Annotated in this window: 20 protein-coding genes; 1 reads left to right on the plus strand and 19 read right to left on the minus strand. The window is 62.9% G+C overall.

Going from position 1 to position 19,201, the window contains the following annotated elements:
• Window positions 1-166: 166 nt before the first annotated feature.
• From E4J93_RS02005 to E4J93_RS02015, 3 genes are all read right to left on the minus strand, one after another.
• Complete coding sequence (locus E4J93_RS02005) at window positions 167-1,564, minus strand: phosphoglucomutase/phosphomannomutase family protein (RefSeq protein WP_147587820.1); 1,398 nt, start codon at window positions 1,562-1,564, stop codon at window positions 167-169.
• A 116-nt stretch (window positions 1,565-1,680) separates the two neighbouring features.
• Window positions 1,681-2,586 carry a homocysteine S-methyltransferase family protein gene (locus E4J93_RS02010; protein WP_255431870.1) on the minus strand — a complete coding sequence of 302 codons (906 nt, stop codon included), beginning with the start codon at window positions 2,584-2,586 and terminating at the stop codon, window positions 1,681-1,683.
• Between the two features lies 1 nt (window position 2,587).
• On the minus strand, window positions 2,588-3,019 hold the full coding sequence (locus E4J93_RS02015; protein ID WP_147587821.1) for a metal-dependent transcriptional regulator: 432 nt from the start codon (window positions 3,017-3,019) through the stop codon (window positions 2,588-2,590).
• Window positions 3,020-3,147: 128 nt separating this feature from the next.
• Between E4J93_RS02015 and pepT the strand changes: the two genes are divergently transcribed.
• On the plus strand, window positions 3,148-4,383 hold the full coding sequence (gene pepT / locus E4J93_RS02020; protein WP_147587822.1) for a peptidase T: 1,236 nt from the start codon (window positions 3,148-3,150) through the stop codon (window positions 4,381-4,383).
• A gap of 118 nt (window positions 4,384-4,501) precedes the next feature.
• On the opposite strand, the gene E4J93_RS02025 is transcribed toward pepT, so the two are convergent.
• From E4J93_RS02025 to E4J93_RS02100, 16 genes are all read right to left on the minus strand, one after another.
• Window positions 4,502-5,671, minus strand: coding sequence for an LCP family protein (locus tag E4J93_RS02025; protein WP_147587823.1), 1,170 nt, complete (start codon window positions 5,669-5,671; stop codon window positions 4,502-4,504).
• Window positions 5,672-5,685: 14 nt separating this feature from the next.
• Window positions 5,686-6,969 (minus strand): UDP-N-acetylglucosamine 1-carboxyvinyltransferase, encoded by a 1,284-nt coding sequence (gene murA, locus E4J93_RS02030; RefSeq protein ID WP_147587824.1) that lies wholly within the window; start codon window positions 6,967-6,969, stop codon window positions 5,686-5,688.
• Window positions 6,970-7,064: 95 nt separating this feature from the next.
• Entirely contained in the window at window positions 7,065-7,463 is a 399-nt protein-coding gene (gene atpC, locus E4J93_RS02035) for an ATP synthase F1 subunit epsilon (protein WP_370511754.1), read from the minus strand.
• 3 nt (window positions 7,464-7,466) lie between these two features.
• Entirely contained in the window at window positions 7,467-8,900 is a 1,434-nt protein-coding gene (atpD, locus tag E4J93_RS02040; protein ID WP_147587825.1) for a F0F1 ATP synthase subunit beta, read from the minus strand.
• Entirely contained in the window at window positions 8,900-9,811 is a 912-nt protein-coding gene (gene atpG, locus E4J93_RS02045; RefSeq protein ID WP_147587826.1) for an ATP synthase F1 subunit gamma, read from the minus strand. Before atpG ends, atpD begins: the two co-directional genes overlap by 1 nt.
• Window positions 9,812-9,816: 5 nt before the next feature.
• Window positions 9,817-11,430: a F0F1 ATP synthase subunit alpha gene (atpA, locus tag E4J93_RS02050; protein ID WP_147587827.1), complete on the minus strand. Its 1,614-nt coding sequence runs from the start codon at window positions 11,428-11,430 to the stop codon at window positions 9,817-9,819.
• Window positions 11,431-11,434: 4 nt separating this feature from the next.
• Window positions 11,435-11,917, minus strand: coding sequence for a FoF1 ATP synthase subunit delta (locus E4J93_RS02055; RefSeq protein WP_147587828.1), 483 nt, complete (start codon window positions 11,915-11,917; stop codon window positions 11,435-11,437).
• Window positions 11,907-12,512, minus strand: coding sequence for a F0F1 ATP synthase subunit B (gene atpF / locus E4J93_RS02060; RefSeq protein WP_147587829.1), 606 nt, complete (start codon window positions 12,510-12,512; stop codon window positions 11,907-11,909). The genes E4J93_RS02055 and atpF overlap by 11 nt, the downstream gene beginning before the upstream one ends.
• Window positions 12,513-12,560: 48 nt before the next feature.
• Window positions 12,561-12,755 (minus strand): ATP synthase F0 subunit C, encoded by a 195-nt coding sequence (locus E4J93_RS02065; RefSeq protein ID WP_117679766.1) that lies wholly within the window; start codon window positions 12,753-12,755, stop codon window positions 12,561-12,563.
• A gap of 114 nt (window positions 12,756-12,869) precedes the next feature.
• Window positions 12,870-13,670, minus strand: a complete 801-nt coding sequence (atpB, locus tag E4J93_RS02070) for a F0F1 ATP synthase subunit A (protein ID WP_147587830.1) — start codon at window positions 13,668-13,670, stop codon at window positions 12,870-12,872.
• A 51-nt stretch (window positions 13,671-13,721) separates the two neighbouring features.
• Window positions 13,722-14,018, minus strand: a complete 297-nt coding sequence (locus E4J93_RS02075; protein WP_195419699.1) for a hypothetical protein — start codon at window positions 14,016-14,018, stop codon at window positions 13,722-13,724.
• A gap of 229 nt (window positions 14,019-14,247) precedes the next feature.
• The gene (upp, locus tag E4J93_RS02080) at window positions 14,248-14,895 is read right to left on the minus strand and encodes a uracil phosphoribosyltransferase (RefSeq protein ID WP_147587832.1); all 648 of its coding nucleotides are present in this window, start codon (window positions 14,893-14,895) and stop codon (window positions 14,248-14,250) included.
• 26 nt (window positions 14,896-14,921) lie between these two features.
• On the minus strand, window positions 14,922-15,413 hold the full coding sequence (gene rpiB, locus E4J93_RS02085; protein WP_147587833.1) for a ribose 5-phosphate isomerase B: 492 nt from the start codon (window positions 15,411-15,413) through the stop codon (window positions 14,922-14,924).
• 68 nt (window positions 15,414-15,481) lie between these two features.
• Complete coding sequence (gene glpK / locus E4J93_RS02090; RefSeq protein WP_147587834.1) at window positions 15,482-17,026, minus strand: glycerol kinase GlpK; 1,545 nt, start codon at window positions 17,024-17,026, stop codon at window positions 15,482-15,484.
• Window positions 17,027-17,074: 48 nt separating this feature from the next.
• Complete coding sequence (locus E4J93_RS02095; RefSeq protein ID WP_147587835.1) at window positions 17,075-17,755, minus strand: L-threonylcarbamoyladenylate synthase; 681 nt, start codon at window positions 17,753-17,755, stop codon at window positions 17,075-17,077.
• A gap of 192 nt (window positions 17,756-17,947) precedes the next feature.
• Window positions 17,948-19,006: a HemK/PrmC family methyltransferase gene (locus E4J93_RS02100; protein ID WP_147587836.1), complete on the minus strand. Its 1,059-nt coding sequence runs from the start codon at window positions 19,004-19,006 to the stop codon at window positions 17,948-17,950.
• Window positions 19,007-19,201 lie beyond the last annotated feature (195 nt).

Consider the following 19,201-nt stretch of genomic DNA (forward strand, 5'->3'; position numbering starts at 1 on the left):
TCAAGGTACGCGCCGGGCGGTCCTCCTCGGAGCCGCGCGGCGGGGATTAATAATGCCATAGCGTCCGGGGGCCGTCTACCCACGTCACCATGTTCACATTCCCTACACATATCCGAGACGCATGACCGGCCGCCGCGCGCTGGCGGCCTCCCGGCCGACGGGCTCCCTACTCGATAGCCCCGCGTGCTAGCGCCGCCGCGGCATCGAGCAGCAGATCGCGCTCCTCGATCGACGAGGCCTCCGCATAGACCCTTACGACGGGGTCGACGCGACTGGGTCGCAACAGGAGCCAGGCGCCATCATCGAATGCAAGACGGAGACCGTCCATATGGCTCACCGCGGCCGGGACCCTTCCCGCGACCGCCCGCGGATTCACACCGGGCAGCATCGCATTGAGCATCTCCACCTGCTCCATACGGAGCCTGACGTCTCGCTGGCCGTACCAGCTTTCCCCCACGCGTTCGACAAGCTCTCGGCTCAACTGCTTCAGGCCCTTGCCGGTACGCACCATGAGGTCGGTCAGGGCCGCCACCGCAAGGATTCCGTCACGCTCCCGGCTGTGCTTCGGTATGCAGATGCCGCCCTGGCCATCCGTCGCCAACAGCACATCGGAGCGATGGAGCTCTTCATATATATAGGTATAGCCCACCGGCTTCACCACGACACGGCACCCGAGCATCTCCGCCGTGCGTCGTAGGGTATTCGACGAGGCGACACCCGCCACGACGCGCCCGTGCAGCCCGCGGACTTGTACGAGGTAGGCGAGCACCAGCGACGCGACCACGTCGGGATCTATATACCTTCCGTCCTCGTCCACCGCCCCCATGCGCTCGGCATCGCTGTCTGTTGCAAAGCCGGCCAGGGCGTCGCACGCGGCAACCGCGCGCTCGCACTCGTCTATCCAGGGCTCCGCGGGATTGGAGCACATGGCCGCCGCCCCCTGATCTCCGCAACCATGCATCTCCAACACGCGCGCGCCCATATCCGACAGCATCGACGGCACACAGGCGGAACCGACGCCGTACATCGCGTCATATACCACGGTGCAGGCATCGACCGCATCGTCGGATGACGAAAAGTAGCTCGCCACCTCGTCTCGATAAGCCGTTAGGAGATCGGCGCGCGACCACGGCCCGCTTGCCGAAGCGTACTCGGGCTCGATCAGTTGCTCGATATCGTCGAGAAAACCGCGCAGGTCGTCGCCGCGCCGCATATCGCGCAGCTTGACGCCCAGATATCCGGCAGGATACGAAGAACCCGTCACCATAAAGCACCCGACCGCCGAAAGATCCCGCGTCATCGCATGGGCAACCGCGGCCGTAGGGAGCGCTTCGCTCGCCATGACAACGCGCAGCCCGACGGCCGCCAACTCGGCTGCAGCGCATTCCGCAGCCTCACGCGCGCCGGAACGAGCATCGAATCCAACGTACACGACGCCCCCGGGGGCGGACCCATGCCAATAGCGGCCGGCCGCCTCCGCGATACGCCCAACGTTTTCACACGTGAACGCTTCGGCACAGCGTGCATACCAGCCATCGGTTGAAAAGTGAATGATGTCGGACATCGGACGGGGTTCCTTTCGATAGGGCAGCCATATAAAAGGATACTCTACCAATCACGTCACAAGCTAATTCCAACAGCGAGTACAAACCGCCGCCATGACGCGTCGAAAGCCCATGCCTAGAGCTTATCCAGCAGACCCGCCAAGGCGCAGGTGGTTCGCGCCGATGTGCCGCAACATCCCGCAACCAAACGGACACCCTGCTTCACCCATGCATCGCAAGCTTGGACGAAGGCATCGGGGTGCTCGCCCCATTGCACCGCGCCATCCTCATAGCCGATAGGCGCGCCACCGTTGGGGCGCACCATGAGCGGCAGCGAGGCGGCTTCGACCATGCGGGGCACCGCGCGCGCGGCCGCTGACAGCGAGCAGCAATTCACGCCCGCAGCATCGACGCCGCGCTCTTGCAGGTATGAAAGGGCCGACTCGATGGGCAGCCCGTCTTTCAGGAGGCGCCCCTCCTCGTCTATCACCACGCTCGCCAGAACGGGCATCCCGTCAGCCACATCGAATACGCCGGCAAGGGCGGGATCAAGTTCGGCCAACGAGGTGAACGTCTCGAGCAAGATGCCCGATACGCCGGCATCGAGCAACGCGTACGCCTGCTGACGATACGCCGCACACGACTGCTCGAACTCGGGCGAACCATGCAGGGAAGACGCCAGGCCGCACGGACCCACGCTGCCCAGCAGCAACTCGACGCCGCGCACGCGGGCGCAATCCACCGCAGCGCGATTCATCTCGCCCACCCGGCGGTCGATGCGGTCACGCTGCAACGAGAGCGCGTTTGCCTGAAAGCTATTGGTTATGAGCACCTCGGCGCCGGCTGTCGCATAAAGCAGATGGTGGCGCGAGACCGTTTGGGGCTCGGCCACATTCCAGAGTGCCGATGGGATATCCGCGCTTCCCGGCTCTCCCTGCAAGACGCTGCCCATGGGGCCCTGCGCCAGCAGCACGCCCTCGGCCAGGCGGTGGCGCAGCTTCTCGGCCGCCTCGCGATCGTAGCGTTCGAACCTCTCGTCCACGCTAATCCCTGCCCATGGAGATGCCCTGCGCCTCGAGGTAGCGAAGCCAGCGATCCATGGTGTCCTCGGAGAGCGCGTGCTCCATCATGCACGCCTCCTCATCCGCGCGCTCGAACGAGACGCCCAGCTCCTGGATGAGAAACGTGCGCAGGAGACGATGCCGGTACCACACGGCCTCGCCGATCTTGCGGCCCTCGTCGGTGAGCATAACCTTGCCGTAATGCGACTGGTCGACGAGCCCCTGGCTCTTGAGCGCTGCCACCGCCTTGTTGACCGAGGCCTTCGACACCTCGAGCTGGGTAGCGATGTCGACGGAGCGCACGCCGAGCCCGGCATGCTCGCCCGCCTCGCCCTCGAGTCGCACGATGCACTCGAGGTAGTCCTCGTTTGCAACGGTAAGACGCCGCGCCCGCGACGCACCGATCGTTTCCATAGTGGCATCCCCTCTTTCTAGCCTGTCTGTGATTCTACCCCATCCCCGCGACATCGCGCATAAGCGTCGACGCAGGCGCCGCGCACGCTATAGTAAGGAGACGCCATCTTATATCTCAAGGAGGAATCATGAGCACAAGCGATGTTCTCGAGCGCTTCCTGCGCTACGTGCAGGTCGACACGCAGTCGGCCGACGAGCACTGCGACCAGGTGCCCTCGACCGCCATCCAATTCGACCTTGCCAACATGCTCGCCGACGAGCTGCGCGCCCTGGGCGCTCAGAACGTGACGGTCACCGAGCATGCATACGTGACCGCCCACATCCCGGCATCCACCGGCGCCGAAGGCAAACCGCGCCTCGGCTTGATCTCTCACCTCGACACAACCGAGCAGGCACCCGGCTTCGGCGTGAAGCCGCATGTGGTCTCCTACACCGGCGGCGACCTCGTCTGCGGCGTAGTGGATGGCACCCCCGTCGCCATCGGCCCCGAAAAGGTTCCCGCCCTCCGCGATCTCGAAAACGAGGACATCGTGTGCACCGACGGCACCACGCTGCTGGGCGCCGACGACAAGGCGGGCATCGCCGAGATCATGGCGCTCGTAGCCCGTCTCGCGCAGAACCCCGAGCTGCCCCATCCGCCGCTGGGCATCTGCTTCTGCCCCGACGAGGAGATCGGCCACGGCGCCGAGCTGCTCGACCTCGATTCATACGGCTGCACGTACGCCTACACGGTCGACGGCGGCCCCATCGGCGAACTCGAATGGGAATGCTTCAACGCGGCCGAGGCCGTCGTCTCCTTCCAGGGCTTTTCGATTCATCCGGGTGACTCTAAGAACCGCATGGTCAACGCCGGCGAGCTGTTCCATCGTTTCCACGGCCTGCTGCCCGCCGTACAGCGACCCGAGTACACCGAGGGATACGAGGGCTTCTACTACCTCGAGGGCGTCTCGGCAACGGTCGAGCACGCTACGGCGCGCTACATCATCCGCGACCACGACGGCAAGAAGTTCCAGGATAAAATCGACCTGCTGCTCAAGGCTGCCGAGTTCGTGAATGCCGAACAGGGATGCGAGCGCGTGCACGTCGAGATCAAGCAGCAATATCGCAACATGGCGGAAGTTGTGGCCGAGTACCCCGAGCTCATCGATCTTGCCAAGGAGTCCTTCAGCGCTGCGGGCGTCGAGCCCCACGTCATTCCCATCCGCGGCGGTACCGACGGCGCACAGCTCTCCTTCCGCGGACTGCCCTGCCCCAACCTGTCCACGGGCGCCTACTGCTGCCACGGCGTGAACGAGTTTATTCCGGTGGCGTCGCTCCAGAAGATGGTCGACGTCCTACAGGAGCTCGTGGCCCGTTTCGCCTAGGCAGAGAGCGCGTTTCACGGCATCTCCGCGTGCACCCCATAGGCGCGCACATGAAAACGGCCCCGAAGCACACAGCGTGCTTCGGGGCCGTTGCATGTATCGCAGGCGATCGCGCCGGCTACTCCTCGATAACCTCGTCCTCGGTCTCGGTGCTGGAGTTGGACACGGTGGCGGTGCCGTTGGACCAATCGGAGGCGCTGTTGTTGGACAGATCGCCCGTGGTGGCGGACGACTCGCCCGTAGAGCCCATGGTCTGCGGACCACGCGGGTCCTCGCCGGCTTCGACGCGCTCCATCATCTGCGCGAGCTCCGCCTCGTCAACGAAGACGTAGCTCACCCCGCCGACATACGTGTCGGCGCCCGCCCACGACGGGATGTTGGCCGACCAGATCTCGTCGGTGTTCATACCGCGCATCGCATTGGCAAGCGCGGCGATATCCTGGATGCTCATGTCGGTATCGATCATGTCGGACAGCGACTCGACCAGCGGAACGATATTGGTGGCGTCCGTCTTCTCAAGCAGCGTCTTAGCGAGTGCGGAGATGAAGATGCGCTGGTGGCGCATACGGGTGTAATCGCCATCGGCGAACGCGCGCGAGCGGCAGAAGGCCAGTGCGGAGGCGCCATCAAGCGTCTGCACGCCAGGCTCGATAACCATGGGGCCCGCCTTGGGATCGTCGATCTTATCCGGCACGTTGCACTCGACACCGCCCAGGGCATCTACCAGCTGCTCCATACCCTCGAAGCTCACCTCGGCATAGTGCGAGATCTCGACGTCGCAGAGCTTGTTGACGGTCTTGACGACCTCTTCCGGGCCGCCCAGCGCGTGCGCCGCGTTGATCTTGGCCGTCTCGCCGTTACTGAGCGTGACCATGGTGTCGCGGGGAATGGAGATGAGCGTGACCTGCTTGCCCTTAGGGTCGATGCGCGAAAGCACGATGGTATCTGAGCGGAAGCTGTCCTCGCCCGGACGGCCGTCGGTGCCCAGCAGCAACATGTAGAAGGGCTCCCTCGTCACGTTGCTGTCGACCAGCGTTGCCAGGAGGTTGTCGGTAATCGAGGCGCCGCGCAGCTTGCCGGCGATATTGGATACCCACAGCCCGGCCGCGCTCGCGCCCGCGATGAGCACGCCGAGGAAGGTGCACAGTACCACGCGGCGGATCATGCGCCCGCGCCTGCGCTGACGGGCGCGCTCGGAATAGCGGCTCACGTTCTCTCGGCTATAGATGCGGCTGCTCGCGCCTGTGGACGGACGCCTGCCCTGCTGAATCGGTTTCTTGCTACCCATATACGTATCCTGCACTAATCATCGGATGGATCGGGAACGGATGCGGCTTCGACCACAGCACCCAGCGAGGTGAGCTTTTCGACGAAGCGCTCGTACCCGCGGTAGATATGATGGATGGCCGAGACCTCGGTGACGCCTTCTGCGGTCAGGCCGGCAAGCACGAGAGCCGCGCCGCCGCGCAGATCGGGGGAGACGACCTGGGCGCCCGAGAAGCCTTCGACACCGCGAATGATGGCATGATGGTCCTCGATACGGATGTGGGCGCCCATGCGCGATAGCTCGGACGCGAACATGAAGCGGTTCTCGAAGATGTTCTCGGTAATGATGGAGCCGCCGTCAGCCAACGCCGACAGCACCATGACCTGTGCCTGCATATCCGTGGGGAAGCCGGGGAACGGGAGCGTCTGGATGTCGACCGGCTCGATGCGCTCAACGCGGTGGACGCGAAGGCCGTCCTCGATGCGCTCCGTCTTGATGCCCATCTGCTCCATCTTGCGCAGAACCATGCCCAGGTGCATGGGGTTGAAACCCGTGACCTCGACACCGGCCTCGCCCGCCATGAGGGCGCCGGCAACCAAGAACGTGCCGGCCTCGATACGGTCGCCCACCACGCGGTGCTCGACCGGATGCAGCTCGTCCACACCCTGGATGGTGACGACGGGCGTGCCGGCGCCCGTGATGCGAGCGCCCATCTTGTTGAGCATCGTAGCCAAGTCGACGATCTCGGGCTCGCGAGCCGCGTTGTCGATCACGGTCTCGCCCTTTGCGCGCACCGCGGCCATAATGAGGTTCTCGGTGGCGCCGACGCTCGCAAACTCGAGCGTGACCGACGAGCCCACCAGGCCGTCGGCGGCATCGGCGTAGATATATCCATGGTCGGTATCGAACGACACGCCCAAGGCTTCGAGGCCCAAGATATGCATATCGATCTTGCGCGCACCGAGGTTGCAGCCGCCCGGCATCGCGATCTTCGCCTTACCGAAACGGCCCAGCAACGGGCCCATGACCGCGGTAGAAGCACGCATCTTGGCAACCAGCTCGTAGGGAGCCTCCCAAGAATCCACCTGAGAGGTGTCGATAACCAAGGTATGCTCGTCGGCGACCTCGATGGTTGCGCCCATGCGCTTGAGGACCTTGCCCATCACATGAACGTCCGAGATGTTCGGCACGTTCGTGAGCGTAGTCTTGCCCGGCGCCAGCAGCGTGGCAGCCATAAGCTTAAGCGCAGAATTCTTTGCCCCCGAAACGTGCACGGAGCCCTCGAGCGTATGACCGCCCTCTACGCGAATGATATCCAAACGCTTACCCTTTCAAAAACATGCCCGGGGACGCGAGCGCCCCCGGGCATGATGCTCATCGCAAATAGGCTGCTCGGCGCATGCGCGCCTGACGTCTAATTGGCAAGCAAAAGCTTACACCATGCGATTTCATTATAAAGATACGAGCGGTGCGCATCGTCCTTAGACAGATTCAACAATGACTCTTCAAAACCTTGAATCTTAGCTTGAACCTTTTCGTGGTCGACCGTCGCCAGATCAGCGGCGCGATCTGCCAGCACAACCACCTCGTCTCCCGTGATCTGGGCATAGCCGCCGTCGACCGCGAACGTCTTGCTAACCGAGCCGATCGCTTCAAAGCAGATGCGGATGTAGCCGGGCTCGATGGTGCAGATCTCGCTGGCGTGTCGCGGAGCGACGCCGAGCATGCCGTCAGAGGACGGAATGGTCAGGTACACCGCTTCGCCATCGAACGCGCTGGTCTCGGGGCATACGATGCGGACGCGCATAGCCATAGCTTACGCCCCCATCTTCGCCGCGCGCTCGCGAACGTCGTCGATCGTTCCAGCATAGCGGAAGGCCTGCTCGGGCAGGTCGTCGCACTCGCCGTCAACAATGGCCGCAAAGGAGCGGACGGTATCGGCAACGCGGATGTAGACGCCGGGGTTGCCGGTAAACTGCTCGGCAACGTGGAAGGACTGCGACAGGAACTGCTGCAGCTTGCGGGCGCGGTTTACCACCAGGCGCTGCTCGTCGGAGAGCTCGTCCATACCAAGAATCGCGATGATGTCCTGAAGGTCAGAGTACTCCTGCAGCATCTCCTGCACGCGAACGGCCACGCGGTAGTGCTCCTCGCCCACAACGCTCGGATCGAGCGCGTCGGAAGAGGAAGCCAGCGGATCGATAGCGGGATACAGGCCGAGCTCGGCAATGGAACGCGAAAGAACGGTGGTCGCATCCAGGTGGGTGAACGTGGTTGCCGGCGCCGGGTCGGTCAGGTCGTCGGCGGGAACGTACACGGCCTGGACGGACGTGATGGAGCCCGTCTTGGTGGACGTGATTCGCTCCTGCAGGTCGCCCATCTCGGTTGCGAGCGTGGGCTGGTAGCCAACTGCAGAGGGCATGCGGCCGAGCAGGGCCGACACCTCGGAACCCGCCTGCGAGAAGCGGAAGATGTTGTCGATGAAGAGCAGGACGTCCTGGCCGCGATCGCGGAAGTACTCCGCCTCGGTCAGGCCGGCAAGGCCGACGCGCAGACGTGCTCCGGGAGGCTCGTTCATCTGACCGTAGACCAGGCAGGTCTTGTTGATAACGCCGGACTCGCTCATCTCGAGGAACAGGTCGGTGCCCTCGCGAGTACGCTCGCCGACGCCGGTGAACACGGACGTGCCGCCGTGCTCCTGGGCCAGGTTGTTGATGAGCTCCTGGATCAGAACGGTCTTGCCGACGCCGGCGCCGCCGAACAGGCCGGTCTTACCGCCACGGATGTAGGGCTCGAGCAGGTCGACCGCCTTGATACCGGTCTCGAAGATCTCGGTCTTGGTGGTGAGCTGGTCGAAGCTGGGCGCGGGATGGTGGATCGGGTAGTAATCCTCGACCTCGGGCATCTCCTTGCCGTCCACGGGCTCGCCCATGACGTTCCAGATGCGTCCGAGGGTCTGCTTGCCCACGGGCATCTTCATGGGTGCGCCGGTGTCAACGACCTCCAGGCCACGCTGGAGACCGTCGGTGGACGTCATGGCGACCGTGCGAACGACGTCGCCCGGCAGCTGGCTCTCGACCTCGAGGATCGTCTTAACGCGACCCACCGGGGTGTCGGCATCGATGGTCAGCGCGTTGTAGATGTTCGGCACGCCGTCCTTGAATTTAACGTCGACGACAGCGCCGATGATGCGGACGATACGTCCAACACCCGCGGTCGCCGGAGCGTCGACGGACATGGTATCTGCCATTAGAAATCCTCCAATGCTGCGGCACCACCGATGATCTCGTTGAGCTCAGTCGTAATGGATGCCTGGCGTACGCGGTTGTACGTGCGCTTCAGATCGCTGATGATCGCCGTAGCGTTCTCGGTTGCCGAGTGCATGGCCTTGCGGCGCGCGCCCTGCTCGGCGGCAGCAGAGTCGATAAGAGCCTGCTGGATCACCGTGAGAACGTAGGTGGGAATCAGCTTTCCAAGCACGTACTCGGCGGAAGGTGCATAGGTAAACGGCGAGGTAAGACCCGTAGGGGCCTCGTTCTCGTTGTTGCGCGGTCCGCGGGCGGTCTTGAGCACCACGGGGTCGAGCGGCAGGATGCGCTCCTCGCGCAGCACCTGCTCGACGCGGTTCTTCGCGTGGTGATAGATCACGTCGACGCGACCGAACTTCCCACTCGAGAAGCCGTCTTCGATGTAGCTCGAGATCGCGCGAGCGCGCTCGATGCTGGGGTCGTCGGACTCTCCGACAACCTTCATCACCACATCGGGGTATTTGGAGAAATACTCCGTCACCTTGCGGCCGCACGTAATGAGCTCGATGCGCTTGGCGCCATGGCGGCGGAAGTGGTCGATGCGCTGGTCGACCGCGCGGTCGATCTGCACGTTGAAACCGCCGGCCAGGCCGCGATCGGAGCTAATGGCCACGATGAGGGCGCATTCGTACGTCTCGGGATTCGCAAGAAGAGGCGAGACCGTCTCGGACGCCGTATCGGTGGCGACCGTGAGCATGACGTCGGTAATGGCGTCACGGAAGGCCTCGGAGCTCTTCTCGCGATCAAGAGCACGCTTGATCTTCGCCGTCGCGACCATCTCCATAGTGCGCGTAATCTGCTCGGTGGTGGACACCGAGCCGATGCGCTTCTTTATTTCACGGAGGTTGGCCATCTGGCTTAGTTCCCCTCATTCTCCATGGAACCGGCTACCCCGGACTCGGCGCCGCGGGCGGCCATGAATTCTGCCTTGTAATCTGCAATAGCCTGCTCGAGCTTCTCGGCCGTATCGTCGTCGATCTTGCGATCGCCGATCTCGTCGAGTACCTTACCGTACGCGCCCTCCAGATACTGGATGAGCCCGTTGCGGAACGGGAGCACCTCGTCGAGCGACAAGTCGTCGAGATAGCCCTTGTTGCCGGCGAAGAGCACGGCGACCTGGGTGTTCACGGACATGGGCTTGAAGCGCGGCTGCTTGAGCAGCTCGGTCATGCGAGCACCATGCGTGAGCTGGCGCTGCGTGGCGGCATCGAGGTCGGAGCCAAACTGGGTGAAGCCGGCGAGCTCGCGGTACGCAGCAAGGTCCAAACGGAGGTTGCCGGCAACCTGCTTCATAGCCTTGGTCTGCGCAGAGCCACCGACGCGGCTCACGGAGATGCCGACGTCGACAGCGGGGCGCTGGCCCTGGTGGAACAGCTCACCCTGCAGGTAGATCTGACCATCCGTAATCGAGATCACGTTGGTGGGGATGTACGCGGAAACGTCGCCGTCCTGCGTCTCGATGATCGGCAGGGCGGTCAGGGAACCGCCGCCGTTCTCCTCGGAGAGCTTGCAGGCGCGCTCGAGCAGGCGCGAGTGCAGGTAGAAAATGTCGCCAGGGTATGCCTCGCGTCCCGGCGGGCGACGAAGCGTAAGCGACATCTGGCGATACGCGACAGCCTGCTTGGACAGGTCGTCGTAGACAACCAGCACGTGGCCGCCCGGATTGGTGCGGCTCGCAGGACGACCGTCTCGGCCGTTGTACATGAAGTACTCGCCGATAGCGGCGCCGGCCATAGGGGCGATGTACTGCAACGGCGCAGAGTCCGCAGCGGTAGCGCTCACGATGACCGTGTACTCCAGCGCATTATGCTGCGCCAAGGTCTCGCGGATGTTGGCAACGGTCGACGCCTTCTGGCCGATGGCCACGTAGACGCAGATCATGTCCTTGCCGCGCTGATTCAAGATCGCATCGATGGCGATAGCGGTCTTACCGGTCTTGCGGTCGCCGATGATGAGCTCGCGCTGGCCGCGGCCAACGGGGATCATCGCGTCGACGGCGAGCAGGCCGGTCTGAACCGGCTCGCACACCGGGGTTCGATCGATAACGCCCGGGGCCTTGAACTCGATGGGGCGACGATGGGTCTCACCCAGGGTGCCCTTGCCATCGATAGGCTGACCGAGCGGGTTGACGACGCGGCCAAGCATGCCGCGGCCAACAGGAATGTCCATAACACGACCGGTGGTACGGCACGCGTCGCCCTCCTTGATGGAGTCAACGTTGCCAAACAGAACCGCGCCCACTTCTTCGCGGTCGAGGTTCTGAGCCAAGCCGTACACGGTCTCACCCGTGATGGAACTGGTGAACTCCAGCAACTCACCAGCCATCGCGCTCTTGAGACCGAAAACGTGGGCGATACCATCGCCCACCTCGGCTACGTAGGATACTTCTTGGGTATCGACGGTAGCCGTCAGATCATACAGGCGTTGCTGCAGGATCTGCTCGATGTTCTCGGCACTAATTGCCTCGGACATGTGGCTATACCTCCGAATTCTTTACTGCATGAGTCATGACCTTGCGGGCCTGCTCGAGCTGATGACGCACGGATGCGTCACGGCGCCGACCGTTGGCGGACAAAATAAGGCCACCGATGATCGACGGGTCGACGCGTTCGATGAGGAACACGTTGCAGCCCAGGTCGAGCTCACACTTTTGGGTGATGAGCGCGCGCAGCTCGTTGTCGAGCGGTACGGCAGTGGTCACGGTGACGCCCATCGTCTGCTGGTCGCCATCGGCCATCTCGCTGTACAGATCGAGCACATCGCTCAGCTTATCGAGGTCGCCATGGGCGGCCATCTGGGACAGCACCGAGAGCACCTCGGGGCTCGCCTCGGCCTCGGCCTTCAGCGGAGCAAGGTTCTCGTAAACGCGGTCCTCGGTCTTTGCTGCCTCGAGCAGCGTGCGCGCGTAGGTTTCCAGCTTGCGCTTCTCGAAGCGCTCGCTGATCTGCTTATCGGCCATTGAGGGTGCCCACTTCCATGAGGTACTTCTTGATAAGCTCGCGCTGCTTGGCCTCGTCGTTGGCAAGGGTCTCGCCAACGATCTTGCCGGCAACGGCAACGGACATCTTTGCGATGGTGTCCGTCGCGCTTGCATAAGCGCGCTTCATTTCATCGTCTGCGCGGTCATGCGCCTTGGCGATGATGTCCTCGGCCTCGGAATGAGCCGCGGCGACGATGCGCGAGCGCTCCTTCTCGGCGTCGGAACGAGCATCAAGCACGATCTCGGAAGCCTTGCGGCGTGCCTCGGCCACGATGGCGTCTGCCTGGTCGCGGATCTCGGCTGCCTCGGCCTTGGTGGCGTCGGCCTCCTCGATGCTGTCCTCGATCTTGTGCTCACGGGCGTCGAGTACCGAGATGACCTTGGGCCACACGAACTTTGCCAGCAAGAACCAGATGATGAGGAAGATAACGAGCGCGGGCACGAACTCGGCCATCTTCGGGATAAGGATATCCGCACCGCCCGACTCCGTACCCTCGGCGAACGCCAGGGCGGGCGCGCTCAGCACCGAGGCGGCGGCCCCAAGCGTGATACCTGCGCGTGTAACGTTTTTCATGACTCCCCCTCGGGATCCGAAGTCCGGCGTCCTACTGAGAACACCCGACTATTTGACTACCAGTGCAACGACGAAGCCGATCAGGGCCAGAGCCTCAGCGAAAGCAGCGCCCATGATGAAGACGGTGAAGACGCGGTCCTGCACTTCAGGCTGACGAGCCATGGCGCTCGCAACGCCATATGCCGCAAGACCGATAGCGAGGCCAGCGCCAATAACACCGAGACCGTAACCGATAACTCCCACAATTCCTCCTTGAGTTCATGCGCCGCCTATCGACGCACTTTGAACACGATACCTATATCAAGCGCAGGCGAAGGGCGCCGCCGAGCGCCGCCCGTCCATGCGCCTGGTATCCAATTAATGGCCCTCTGCCTCTGCTCCCTGGATGTAGACAGCGGTGAGGACGGTGAAAACATACGCCTGAACGAAGGCAACGAAGATCTCGATCGCGTAGATAACAAACAAGATGCCCGCAAAAACGACAGACGGCAACGCGCCGAAGACGTTGGCAGCCGAAAGCTCCGTGATCAAGGGCTCGGCAAAGAGCGAGACCATGAGCGCGAAGGAGCCGAGCACGATATGGCCGGCGAACATGTTGCAGAACAGTCGGACGGCCAGCGTGATGGGGCGAAGCAGCGTAGAGATGAGCTCGATGAGCCAGACCAGGATGTTCAGCGGGAACATGACGCCCTTGGGCGCGAGACTCTTGATGTAACCCCACACGCCGTGATTCTTCATGCCCACGATGACGAAGTAGATGAACACGACGACGGCGAGGGCAGCGGTAGTCGAGATAGTGCCGGTGCCAGGCTTCATGCCGGGGATGATACCGATGATGTTGTTGACGACGATAAACATGAACAACGTGCCCAGAAACGGCAGGTGCCGACGCCAGGACTCTTTACCGAGGATGCCGACGCCCACGTCGTTCTCGAGATACTCCAAAACGAACTCCATGGCGTTGGCGAACCTGCCATGGGGAACGACCGAGACCTTGCGCGCGAAGGCAAACATCAAGACAAGGAGCACGATCGATGAGATGATGAGCCAAAACGTGTACTGGGTCACGCCGTGCATGAGGTCGCCGACCACGGGGATCGAGCTGAAGCTCGAAACGAGATGATTGATCTCGGCTGGCAGCTTATCGAACGCTTCCAAGGTTTCACCTTCCTTTTGTTCACCCGCACGCGGTCGCGCACGGGCTCGCAGCTATGAACGCCTACCGCACCTAATGGTATAGACGGCCAGAGCCGTCCAGCAAGCAAACAGGCTTAAGAGCTCCCCCGCAAGGAATACGATGAGCTCGTCTTCCCGCATGAGGTAGACCGCGGCGACCCCCGCCGACAACATGGCGAACGACACGAGCACGCTCAAGATCCCCTTGGGCAGGCTCGGCGCGCTCGTTCCCCGAAGCACCGGGTAGAGCGCAGCCATGAGCACGGCGAATGCGGCCAGGCCTATCGCGATTCCCAGGAGGGCAAACGGTATGTGGGAGCCAATGATCATCCCAGCGAACCGCCCATCCCCCTATCGACCCCGCTCGCCCCGAAGAGCGCTGGAATGCGGAATCGCGCGAACACTTGAGACTTTATTGTAGGCACTATTTTTCGGATTTCAACGAACTAATCGACCTCATTGCGGGGTTTTCGCCAACAGTGTTGGTTACGCAACAAACGGGGCGCGTACGCCGACTAACGGCACACGCGCCCGATAAAAAAGATGCACGATCTATGAATTATTTCGTACCGAAGATTCTATCGCCGGCATCTCCCAAGCCCGGAACGATATAGGCGTCCTCGTTGAGCTTCTCATCCACCGAGCAGGTGTAAACGCGCACATCGGGATCCGCGTCCAGAACGGCCTTGATGCCCTCGGGCGCCGCGATGAGCACCAGCAGGCGGACGTCCTTCACACCCTGGCGGCGCAGATACTCGATCGCCGCCGTGGCGGAGCCGCCCGTCGCCAGCATGGGGTCGACCACCAAGCAGGTGCGCTGGTCGATATCGGCGGGCACCTTGCAGTAGTACTCGTGCGGCTCGTGCGTCTCCTCATCGCGATACATGCCCACGTGCCCCACGCGCGCGGCGGGGATCAGCTCGAGCATGCCGTCGACCATACCCAGGCCGGCACGCAAGATGGGGATGATGGCAACCTTGCGGCCGGCGATGCGCTTGGCCACGGTCGTGCACATCGGCGTGGTGACCTCTACATCCTCCAGGGGGAAATCACGAGTGGCCTCGTACCCCTCGAACAGCGCAAGCTCCTTCACGAGCTCGCGGAATTGCTTGGAACCCGTGTTCTGGTCGCGCATGATGGTGAGCTTGTGCTGGACCATGGGGTGGTCCACCACGACGACGCGCGAGGTATCGAATGCAACGCTCATAGTATGCTCCGTTCAGATCGCTTCGCTTAGCAGGCAGCCGGCTCGCCGCCGGGCTGATCGGCCGCTTCGACCTTGCCGGTAGTATCGAGCTGCATGATCTTCTCGACACGGCCGGCATGGCGGCCGCCCTCGAACTCGGAGGTGAGGAAGACCTTCACGATCTCGCGGTTCACCTCGGGGTCGACGAAACGACCGGAGAGGCCGATAACGTTGCCGTCGTTATGGCGGCGGAACAGATCGGCGAACTCGGGCGTCGTGATAGACGAGGCGCGCACGCCCGCCACCTTGTCGGCGGCAACGGCGATACCGATGCCCGTGCCGCACACGCACACGCCGCGGTCGGCGTCGCCCGACGCTACGCAGCGACCGACCTTCTCACCGAAATCGGGGTAATCCACACGGTCGTCGGTGTCGGGACCCAGATCGATGACCTCATGGCCGAGCTCGTTGGCGAGATACTCCTTGAGCATCTGCTTCTGCTCGAAGCCGGCATGGTCGGAACCAAGTGCGATACGCATTGAAAACGTCCTTTCGAATGAAATAAACAACAGTGACAGGCTACCCATTTTGCCCGTCGAATAGCGCCTTACTGTAACACGGTACGGGAGCGCGCCACCGCGTCGTGCCAACCGGACAGCACCCGGGCGAGCTCGACAGGGTTGCCGGCGGGCTGAAAGCATTTGCCAATAGCGCGGTTCTGCACCAGCTCCTCGCGATCCTCCCAGTAGCCCACCGCGAGGCCCGCCAGGTAAGCGGCGCCCAGCGCCGTAGTCTCGAGGCTCTCGGACTGCACGACCGAGATACCCAGCAGGTCGGCCTGGAACTGCATGATGAACTCATTGCGCGAAGCCGCGCCGTCCACCGAGAGAGACTCGAGCTTGCGCCCCGCATCCATCTCCATCGCGCGGAGCACGTCGAACGTTTGGTAAGCCATGGACTCGCACGCCGCTCGCACGAGGGTCGCGCGATCAGAAGCCGCCGTCAAGCCGCAGATCAAGCCACGGGAATCCGGATCCCACCAGGGTGCTCCAAGCCCGCTAAACGCGGGGACGAGGTAGCAGCCCTTGTTGTTCGGGATCGACCGGGCGATCGCCGCGGTCTCCCCCGCGTCGGCTATGATGCCGAGCTTGTCGCGCAGCCACTGGATCACGCTGCCGGCATGGAAGATGGAGCCCTCGAGTGCATAGCTGATGCGGCCGCTCTCGGCGATACCGATCGTCGAAACCAATCCGTTCTTAGATTCGACGACCTCGTCGCCGGTATTCATGAGCATGAAGCAACCCGTGCCGTAGGTGTTCTTCGTATCGCCCGGCTCGAAGCAGCAATGGCCGAAGAACGACGCCTGCTGGTCGCCCGCGACGCCGGTGATCGGCGGCGTATGCGTCATGATCTCGCTCGAGACGCGGCCGAACTCGCCAGAGCTCCAACGCACCTCGGGAAGCATCGAATGCGGGATATCGAAGATCTTCAGCAGCTCCTCGTCCCACTCGAGCGTATGGATGTTGAAGAGCATGGTGCGGCTTGCATTGGTGTAATCCGTTGCATACACCATGCCGCCCGTCAGGTTGTAGATGAGCCATGTGTCGATGGTGCCGAACATGAGCTGTCCGGCCTCGGCTGCTTCGCGAGCGCCCGCCACGTTGTCCAAAATCCACTTGACCTTGGTTGCGGAGAAATACGCATCGGGCTTCAGGCCCGTCTTCGACCGAATCACATCGGTCAGGCCGTCGTGAACGAGTTTATCGGCGATCGGCGCGGTCCTGCGGCACTGCCATCCGATAGCGTTGTAAATAGGCTGGCCGCTATCGCGATCCCATACCACGGTGGTCTCACGCTGGTTGGTGATGCCGATGGCCGCGATACTATCGGAATGGATACCGCTCTTGAACTGCACCTCCATCATGACCGCTATCTGCGAGGCAAGAATCTCCATTGGATCTTGCTCCACCCAGCCGAGCTCGGGGTAGCTCGTCGTGATGGCACGCGACGCCTGCGCGACGATGCAATCGTACTCGTCGACGATGATCGCGCGCACCGATGTGGTACCCGAGTCGAGCGCCATGATGTACTTGCCGCCCTGGGGGAGATACATCGTGTCTACCAGTCCAAGATCCTTCAACGTGAATGCCATCGCTCGTACTCCATCTTATTTCGTATCCCTCGCGGGCACGTCCGCACGTTATGCGGTCTCGCCCGCTATAGCCAGCAGCTTCTTCGCGGTGAGCGCCCCCTCGCGCAGCACCTGCAGCCTTCCATCCCGCACCGCGACGATACTCGAGGCGTCCCGGCACGCCGTAACGCCGGCATCGATCGCGACGTCCACGCCCTCGAGCACGCGCGCCTCGACATCGGCAAACGAGCTCGGAGCCGGCAGGCCATGCGTATTCGCACTCGTCACCGCAAGCGGAGACCCGCACCGCTCGATAAGAGCAGCAACAACTGGAGACGCGGAGGCGCGCAGCGCCACCGTGCCGTCGGCAGCCTTCATGAACTCGGGAACCACGTCCGAAGCCTCCACGACGACGGTCAGGGCACCCGGCCAGCATGCATCGGCGAGCGCTCGAATCTGCCCGGGCACCCTCCGTCCATACCGATCAAGGGCGTCCGCACCCCCTACCAGCCAGGGAACCGTCTGCGTAAGCTCGCGCTGCTTGAGGCTGAAGATCCTACGATAACCCGACCCCTCGCGCGGCGGCATCGGCGAGCAGTCCCGATATGCGTCCACCGACACGCCGATGCCGTACACGGTCTCGGTGGGCAGGAGCACGAGGCCGCCGTCGCGCAGCTGCAGAGCCGCTCCGTCCATAGATGCGGCATCGAGTCCATCATGCTCGATATACGCTCTATATACAGTCGTCATGGCAGTCTCCTCCTTTTCCTTGTCACGAGTAACCGCGCATCCGCACGCGCCATAATGGACGGTTGTAATCCATGTGGAGCATTTTCGCACGCTATAACGCGAATTACCCCCGTATGAAATACCAACCAGACAAGCGGGGAGCCCCAGTCGGTAAGGGGCTCCGTTCGTGACGGTTCCATGTAATGAAGCGCGCTACAGCGGCGTGCGCGCCACCACGATGCGCGGACGATGCGTCAGGTCGAAGACCACGCGCACATCATCCATGCCCGCGCCGCGGCACAGCTCCGCCGCCTCATCGAGCGACTCCTCGAACAGCTCGCACGCAAACAGACCGCCGGGGCGCAGCATCTGGGGAGCGGCAGCGAGCAGGCGCCTGAACACCATGAGCCCATCCGCGCCGCCCTCGAGCGCCAGACCGGGCTCGAAGTCTACGACCTCGCGCGGAAGCTCAGCCATCACGTCATGTGGAATATACGGCGGATTCGATACGAGGACATCGAAGGTGCCGTATTCCTCCGGCGCTATCGGGGCCACCAGATCGCCCTCGCGTACCGAGAGCGCGTCTTCCGGTACGGCCAACGCCCGCCCGTTACGCTCGGTGAGCGCAACGGCCTGCGGATTGATATCGGTTGCAACGCATGTGACCGCGCCTTCGCGCTCGTGGATCAGCGACAGCGAGATGCATCCGGTTCCACAGCCCACCTCGAGCACGCGGGCATGGGGCGCGGCGGCTCGCTCCCCCTCTCCGGCGGTCGCAACGTCCTCGCACGTCTCGCCCGCGGCGACCGCGTCCCCCGCTTCGGATTCGGCCAACGCCCGCTCTAGGTCGGAGGCAGCGTCGAGCTCGCCGTTCCACGGCAGGGCGGCGCGCTTGCGCGCCGCCGTGGAGGCCCCTCCGAGCACCTGGGAGTCCAGGTAATCCAGAACCTCCCCAACAAGCACCTCGGTCTCGGGGCGCGGGATGAGCACGCCGGGCTCGCAAAGAACGTCGATCATACGAAAACCCGTGGACCCCGTTATGTACTGGACCGGCTCGCCCTTCGCGCGACGCACCACGGCATCATGCATGCGAGACAGCTCATCTTGATCGAGGGGGCGATCGAAATTCATGTACAGCTCGACACGGCTCATCCCCGTCACCGCTGTGAGGAGCAGCTCCGCCGTGTAACGCGAACGCTCGTCGCCCTTCTTCTCGAGGTATCCCCGCGTCCAATCGAGGCACCGGCTAATTGTCCACATTTCGTCCGCCATGGCCCTGCCCTCACTTTCCCATACCACCGAATGCTCTGAACGCGACAACGGCGAGCATCCAGGCGATAGCGACTCCAATGAACGTTGATTCTACTGCAAGGTCGCATGCGGTCTTTCCGCAGAGGCCCCGCACGTTCGAAATCAGGTGAAATTCGTCCCGCATTTCCCTGTGCAACCACCTGGTCTTACAAAAAA

This window comes from Collinsella sp. BA40, from assembly GCF_008014645.1.
Lineage (GTDB): Bacteria > Actinomycetota > Coriobacteriia > Coriobacteriales > Coriobacteriaceae > Collinsella.

Coding starts and splice junctions, on each gene's coding strand:
- E4J93_RS02005 (WP_147587820.1), bottom strand. CDS start 1,564: ATGTCCGACATCATTCACTTTTCAACCGATGGCTGGTATGCACGCTGT.
- E4J93_RS02015 (WP_147587821.1), bottom strand. CDS start 3,019: ATGGAAACGATCGGTGCGTCGCGGGCGCGGCGTCTTACCGTTGCAAAC.
- pepT (WP_147587822.1), top strand. CDS start 3,148: ATGAGCACAAGCGATGTTCTCGAGCGCTTCCTGCGCTACGTGCAGGTC.
- E4J93_RS02025 (WP_147587823.1), bottom strand. CDS start 5,671: ATGGGTAGCAAGAAACCGATTCAGCAGGGCAGGCGTCCGTCCACAGGC.
- atpC (WP_370511754.1), bottom strand. CDS start 7,463: ATGGCTATGCGCGTCCGCATCGTATGCCCCGAGACCAGCGCGTTCGAT.
- atpD (WP_147587825.1), bottom strand. CDS start 8,900: ATGGCAGATACCATGTCCGTCGACGCTCCGGCGACCGCGGGTGTTGGA.
- atpG (WP_147587826.1), bottom strand. CDS start 9,811: ATGGCCAACCTCCGTGAAATAAAGAAGCGCATCGGCTCGGTGTCCACC.
- atpA (WP_147587827.1), bottom strand. CDS start 11,430: ATGTCCGAGGCAATTAGTGCCGAGAACATCGAGCAGATCCTGCAGCAA.
- E4J93_RS02055 (WP_147587828.1), bottom strand. CDS start 11,917: ATGGCCGATAAGCAGATCAGCGAGCGCTTCGAGAAGCGCAAGCTGGAA.
- atpF (WP_147587829.1), bottom strand. CDS start 12,512: ATGAAAAACGTTACACGCGCAGGTATCACGCTTGGGGCCGCCGCCTCG.
- E4J93_RS02075 (WP_195419699.1), bottom strand. CDS start 14,018: ATGATCATTGGCTCCCACATACCGTTTGCCCTCCTGGGAATCGCGATA.
- upp (WP_147587832.1), bottom strand. CDS start 14,895: ATGAGCGTTGCATTCGATACCTCGCGCGTCGTCGTGGTGGACCACCCC.
- rpiB (WP_147587833.1), bottom strand. CDS start 15,413: ATGCGTATCGCACTTGGTTCCGACCATGCCGGCTTCGAGCAGAAGCAG.
- glpK (WP_147587834.1), bottom strand. CDS start 17,026: ATGGCATTCACGTTGAAGGATCTTGGACTGGTAGACACGATGTATCTC.
- E4J93_RS02095 (WP_147587835.1), bottom strand. CDS start 17,755: ATGACGACTGTATATAGAGCGTATATCGAGCATGATGGACTCGATGCC.
- E4J93_RS02100 (WP_147587836.1), bottom strand. CDS start 19,006: ATGGCGGACGAAATGTGGACAATTAGCCGGTGCCTCGATTGGACGCGG.